The organism is Candidatus Streptomyces philanthi (assembly GCF_059553635.1).
This window is the reverse complement of record NZ_JCANQV010000366.1, coordinates 1-5,067: the sequence shown is the minus strand read 5'-3', so window position 1 is coordinate 5,067 and position 5,067 is coordinate 1. Positions and strand designations below refer to the sequence as shown.

The 5,067-nt window shown below is 76.3% G+C and carries 5 protein-coding genes; 1 reads left to right on the top strand and 4 read right to left on the bottom strand.

Features of this window, described 5'->3' with window-relative positions:
* The 3 genes from AC51EU_RS26955 to AC51EU_RS26945 all read right to left on the bottom strand — a co-directional run.
* A partial coding sequence (locus tag AC51EU_RS26955) for a universal stress protein (RefSeq protein WP_496269693.1) occupies positions 1-455 on the bottom strand: 455 nt, incomplete at its 3' end.
* Positions 452-916 carry a cyclic nucleotide-binding domain-containing protein gene (locus tag AC51EU_RS26950; RefSeq protein ID WP_496269692.1) on the bottom strand — a complete coding sequence of 155 codons (465 nt, stop codon included), beginning with the start codon at positions 914-916 and terminating at the stop codon, positions 452-454. The genes AC51EU_RS26955 and AC51EU_RS26950, both read right to left, overlap by 4 nt.
* Before the next feature lie 314 nt (positions 917-1,230).
* Positions 1,231-2,118: a universal stress protein gene (locus AC51EU_RS26945; protein ID WP_496269691.1), complete on the bottom strand. Its 888-nt coding sequence runs from the start codon at positions 2,116-2,118 to the stop codon at positions 1,231-1,233.
* Positions 2,119-2,407: 289 nt separating this feature from the next.
* Between AC51EU_RS26945 and AC51EU_RS26940 the strand changes: the two genes are divergently transcribed.
* Positions 2,408-4,102, top strand: coding sequence for a sensor histidine kinase (locus AC51EU_RS26940; RefSeq protein WP_496269694.1), 1,695 nt, complete (start codon positions 2,408-2,410; stop codon positions 4,100-4,102).
* Between the two features lie 2 nt (positions 4,103-4,104).
* Here AC51EU_RS26940 and AC51EU_RS26935 read toward each other — a convergent pair whose 3' ends face one another.
* Complete coding sequence (locus AC51EU_RS26935) at positions 4,105-4,809, bottom strand: response regulator (RefSeq protein ID WP_496269690.1); 705 nt, start codon at positions 4,807-4,809, stop codon at positions 4,105-4,107.
* Between the last annotated feature and the right edge of the window lie 258 nt (positions 4,810-5,067).

The following is a 5,067-nucleotide window of genomic DNA, read 5'->3' as shown; positions in this document are numbered from 1 at the left end:
GCGCCGGTGAGGCCGGGCGGGTCGCCGCGTACGACGATCACTGGGCCGTGGGAGCGGCCGGCGACCGCCAGGCCGACGGAGCCCAGCAGCAGGCCGGCGAAGGCGCCGCGGCCGTGGGAGCCCAGGACCAGTGCGGTGGCGTAGCGGCTCTCGCGCAGCAGGGCGGTGACCGAGTCCTCGGCGAGGACCTGGGTGACGACGGTGACGTCGGGGCGCAGGCGGGTGGCGCGTGCCGCCGCGGCGGCGACGATGTCCTCCGCGAGGACCTGCTCGGTGGGGCGGCCCAGGCCCTGCGCGAGCGCGGCGCCCTCGTAGCGTTCCCAGCGGGAGGCGTACACCACCCGCAGCGGCAGTCCGCGCAGCGCGGCCTCGGCGGCGGCCCAGTCCACCGCGGCGTACCCGGCGTCGGAGCCGTCGACGCCGACGGTCAGGGGCCGCTCCGCCGGGCCGCTCACGAGGGGCCCCTGGGGGTGTAGGCGAGGGTCGTGCCGCGCGGGTCGAGCAGATGCAGGCGGGTGGCCTGGAGGCGCCGGGCGACGACGTCGAGCACCCGGTAGGCCAGGGCGCGGCCGAAGACGGGGTCGGCCTCGCACAGGGCGCGGACCGCGGCGGCGTCGAACTCGTGGGCCCGTACGGGGGTGAACGCCTCCGCGCCCAGGCGCCAGTTGTAGGGCGGCACGCACCAGGACCATCCGAGGAGGTCGCCGTGGCCGAGGGTCTCGACGGTCACCCGCCGTCCGTCGTCGAGGCCGACGTCGAGGGTGACGGAGCCGGTGCGGATGATCCAGAACCGGTCGGCGGCGCCGCCCTCCTCGAAGATGCGGGTGCCCGTGGGGAACGAGACCTCGCGGGCGAGTTCCATCAGGCGGTCGCGTGCGACGGGAGGCAGCACATGGAGCAGGGTGGTGGTGGTCATCGGTCCTCCAGGTCTCCGGCCGGCCGTCCGCTGCCGGTGCACCCCAGCGTGCGCGGGCGCGGCGCGGCGGGGCAGGGGCTGTCGGTCCTGCCGGGCGGCCCGAAGGGCCCATGGCGGGCGGGGCGCACGGCCGGGCCCGGCCCGTCGCGGGGACGGCAGGCCCTGGGATGGGTCCGGCACTTCCCGTCGTCCGCCCGGAGGGCGGGCCCCGCGGCATCCGGTGCGTGCGAACGCACGGCAGAGAGTCGTCCCGGACCTGGGGGAGGACATGCGGGCCGCCCGTCGCGGGGCGGGCGGGACGTGCCGGGCACGCCTTACGTCCCGTGCGGGCGGGGCACGGTCACCAGGGGGCACTGGGCGTGGTGAAGAAGTCCCTGGCTGACCGAGCCGAGCAGCATCCCGGTGAAGCCGCCCAGTCCCCGTGTCCCGGTGACCACGGCGAGGGCGTGCCGTGACGCCTGGATGAGGACGTCCACCGGGTGGCCGGTGACGACCTCGTGCCGCAGGTCGAGGTCCGGGTGGGTCTCGGTGTGTCCGGCGACGGCGGCGGAGAGGACCGCGCGGCACTCGCGCAGGGCCTCCTCCTCGTCGACGGACCCGTGCGCCGGGGGCTGCCAGACATGGACCGCGCGCAGTCCCGCGCCGCGCAGCGCGGCCTCCTCGCACGCGAAGTCCACGGCGGCCTGGGAGGCGGGGCTGCCGTCGACGCCGACGACGACATAGGGCCGCTGCTCGCTGGTGTGCTCCCACTCGCGGACGACGGCGACCGGGCAGCGGGCCTGCGCCATGACGGGCAGGGCGGTGTCGGCGCGGGCGAACAGTCCGCGGCGCGGCTGGAGGGAGCGGGGGCCGAGGACGACCATCGCGGCGGTCTCGGCGCGTTCGCCGAGCACCCAGGTCGGCTCGCCCTCGCTGAGCAGTCCGGTCACCGGGACGGTGGCGTCGCGGGCCTCGGCGAAGGCGACGGCGGTGGCGAGGGTGTGCTCGCCCTCGCCGTGCGCGGTGCGCCGCCATTCCTGCCAGGACGGCAGTTCCTCCCGTCCGGGGACCTTCGGCAGCGGCATCCCGTGGGCGTGGACCACCGTCAGGGGCAGCCCCCGGCGGTGTGCCTCGTCGACGGCCCAGGCCAGGGCCATGCGGGGCTGGGTGGCGGACTCGACCCCGACGACGATCGGGGGGCGTCCGGCGGGAGGTGCGGTCATGGGTGCTCCCGCGGGTCGGTGGGGGCGTCCCGGCGGCGCGGTGCCGCGGTGCGCGTCTTCGGTCCGGGCGGTACGGCGGGGTGTGCTCGGGGTCCCGCCGGCGCCGCGTCCTTCCACCCTGCCGGGCGTAGCGGCCGCGGTCCCATGAGCCGTTGGGCGGCGGCCGGGGGCCGAACGGCCCACGGCCCGGTGGCGCGGGCGCCGACGTGCCGGTTCCGGGGCGGTGCCTACGGTGGAAGTACGGCCCCGCTGTCGTGCGGGTCGTGGTGGAGGCACGGTGAGCGACCACATGCGGTACGAGGGCGCGCGGCGTCCCGGCGTCCTGCCGGAGGACCCGCACGCGCCGTTGGACGCCGTGCGGGACGGTCCGGGCGGCACCGCGCGGCTGCTGCTGGAGGCCGTGCTGTCGGTCGGCAAGGGGCTGGAGCTGTCCCAGGTGCTGCGCCGTATCGTCGAGGCCGCTGTGGCCGTGGTGGACGCCGAGTACGGGGCGCTGGGGGTGGTGGGCGAGGGCACGGGACTCACCGCATTCGTGCCGGTGGGGGTCAGCGAGGAGCAGGCGAAGGCGATCGGGCGGCCGCCGGCGGGGCACGGGGTGCTGGGCGAGCTGATCCGGCGTCCCGGGCCGCTGCGGCTGGCGGACCTGTCGGAGCACCCCGCGTCGTACGGCTTCCCGCCCGGTCATCCGCCGATGCGGACGTTCCTCGGGGTGCCGGTCCGGGTGCGGGACAAGGTGTTCGGCAATCTCTACCTCACGCAGAAGCGCGGCGGCGGGGAGTTCGACGCCGAGGACGAGGCGGTGCTGTCGACGCTCGCGGTGGCGGCGGGCGTGGCCATCGAGAACGCGCGGCTGTACGAGGAGACCCGGTGCCGCCAGAAGTGGCTGGAGGCCAACGGCGAGATCGTCGCGAGCCTGCTCCAGGGCGCCGACGAGCCGCGGATACTGCGGCTGATCGTCGGCCATGCCCGGCGTATCCTCTCCGCCGACCTCGGGGCGCTGGCGCTGCCGCTGGAGAGCGGCGCGCTGCATGTGGCACTGGCGGCCGGGGAAGGCGCCGGGGCGCACCGGGGGCTGGTGCTGCCGCGTGCCGGATCGTTCGCCGGGGCGGCGCTCGACGCGCGCGGCCCGCTGGTGAGCGACGACGTGGCGCACGATCCGCGGATCACGGCGGGCCCGCCGCGCTGGGCGGGACTGGGGCCGGCCGTCGCGGTGCCGATGCTCACCGGGGAGCGGGTGCGCGGGGTGCTGCTGCTGGCCCGGGTCCCGAGCCGGGCCCCGTTCACCGGGGCGGAGACCGAGCCGCTGCTGACGTTCGCGGGGCAGGCGGCGCTGGCGATGGAGCTGAGCGAGCAGCGCCGGACGTCGGAGCAGGTCGCGCTGCTCAGGGACCGTGACCGCATCGCCCGTGACCTGCACGATCTGGCCATCCAGCGGCTGTTCGCGACGGGGATGACGTTGCAGAGCGCGGTGCGGTTCGTCGATCATCCCGAGGCCCGTGAGCGGTTGCTGCGGGCGGTGGACGACCTGGACGAGACCATCAAGATCATCAGGTCGACGATCTTCGGGCTCCGGTCGCACGGCACCGAGCGGGAGAGCCGCAGGCTGCGGGCCCGGATCGTCGCGACGGTGGAACGGGAGTCCCCGCCGCTGGGCTTCACCCCGTCGCTGCACATGGAGGGCCTGCTCGACACGGACGTACCGGCGGAGCTGGCCGAGCACGTGGTGGCGGTGGTCGGCGAGGCGCTGAGCAATGTGGCACGGCACGCGCACGCCGGCGCCGCCGACGTCTCGGTGCGGGTGCGGGACGGCGCGGTGGAGCTGACCGTGACGGACGACGGGGTGGGCCTGCCGCGGGAGGGGCGGCGCAGCGGGCTGCACAACCTCGCGGAACGGGCGGAGGGCGCGGGCGGCACCATGACCGCCGGGGCACGCCCCGGGGGCGGTACCCGCCTGGTGTGGCGCGCGCCGCTCGCCCCGCCGTGAGGTCAGGGGCGGGGGGTGTGCGGCGGGGTCCGGCCGGGGGTGGTGCGGGTGGCGAGGACGGCCGCCTGGATGCGGCGTTCGACGCCGAGTTTGGCCAGCAGGCGGGAGATGTGGTTCTTGACGGTCTTCTCGGAGAGGTAGAGCCGCTTGCCGATCTGGCGGTTGGTCAGTCCTTCGCCGATGAGGCCGAGGATCTCGCGTTCGCGCGGGGACAGCCCGGACAGGGCGTCCTCCCCGGCCGCCGCGGTGTCCTCGTCGCCGCGCAGGCTGCTCATCAGCCGGGAGGTGGTCGCCGGGTCAAGCATGGAGCGGCCGGAGGCCACCGTGCGTACCGCGGCGACCAGGTCGGCGCCCTTGATCTCCTTGAGGACGTAGCCGGCGGCGCCCGCCATGATCGCGTCGAGCAGGGCGTCGTCGTCGTCGAACGAGGTCAGCATCAGGCAGGCGAGGCCCGGCATCCGGGAGCGCAGTTCACGGCAGACGCCGATGCCGTCGCCGTCCGGGAGGCGCACGTCGAGGACGGCGACGTCGGGGCGGAGCGCGGGGCCGCGGGCCAGCGCGTGGTCGGCGGTCCCCGCGTCGCCGACCACCTCGATGTCGGGTTCCGCGTCCAGGACGTCCTGGACGCCGCGCCGGACCACCTCGTGGTCGTCCAGCAGGAACACCCGGATGGGTCTGCGGGGTGAGAACGTCTCCGGCCGGTCCATGCTGCCTCCACCCGGTCGTGCGGCGCCTTCCGTCCGCCGCCGGTCCCATCGTCACCCGGTGGCGGGAGGCCCGCCAGGCAGGGGCGGCGGGGCCGTTCGGCCCTCACACCGGGCGCCGGGGAGTGGGACGGTCGAGGCAGGCGCGAAAGGGGGTGCCCGATGGCTCCCGCACCGTTGCGCCACCGGCGGCGCAACCCGCTGCGGCGCGGCGTGGACGTGGCGGAGACCTGGCTGCTCGTGGCGGCCTGGGTCCTGGCC

Bases quoted from the DNA above. Each gene is read 5' to 3' on its own strand.
- AC51EU_RS26940 (WP_496269694.1), top strand. From the start codon at position 2,408: ATGCGGTACGAGGGCGCGCGGCGTCCCGGCGTCCTGCCGGAGGACCCG.
- AC51EU_RS26935 (WP_496269690.1), bottom strand. From the start codon at position 4,809: ATGGACCGGCCGGAGACGTTCTCACCCCGCAGACCCATCCGGGTGTTC.
- AC51EU_RS26950 (WP_496269692.1), bottom strand. From the start codon at position 916: ATGACCACCACCACCCTGCTCCATGTGCTGCCTCCCGTCGCACGCGAC.
- AC51EU_RS26945 (WP_496269691.1), bottom strand. From the start codon at position 2,118: ATGACCGCACCTCCCGCCGGACGCCCCCCGATCGTCGTCGGGGTCGAG.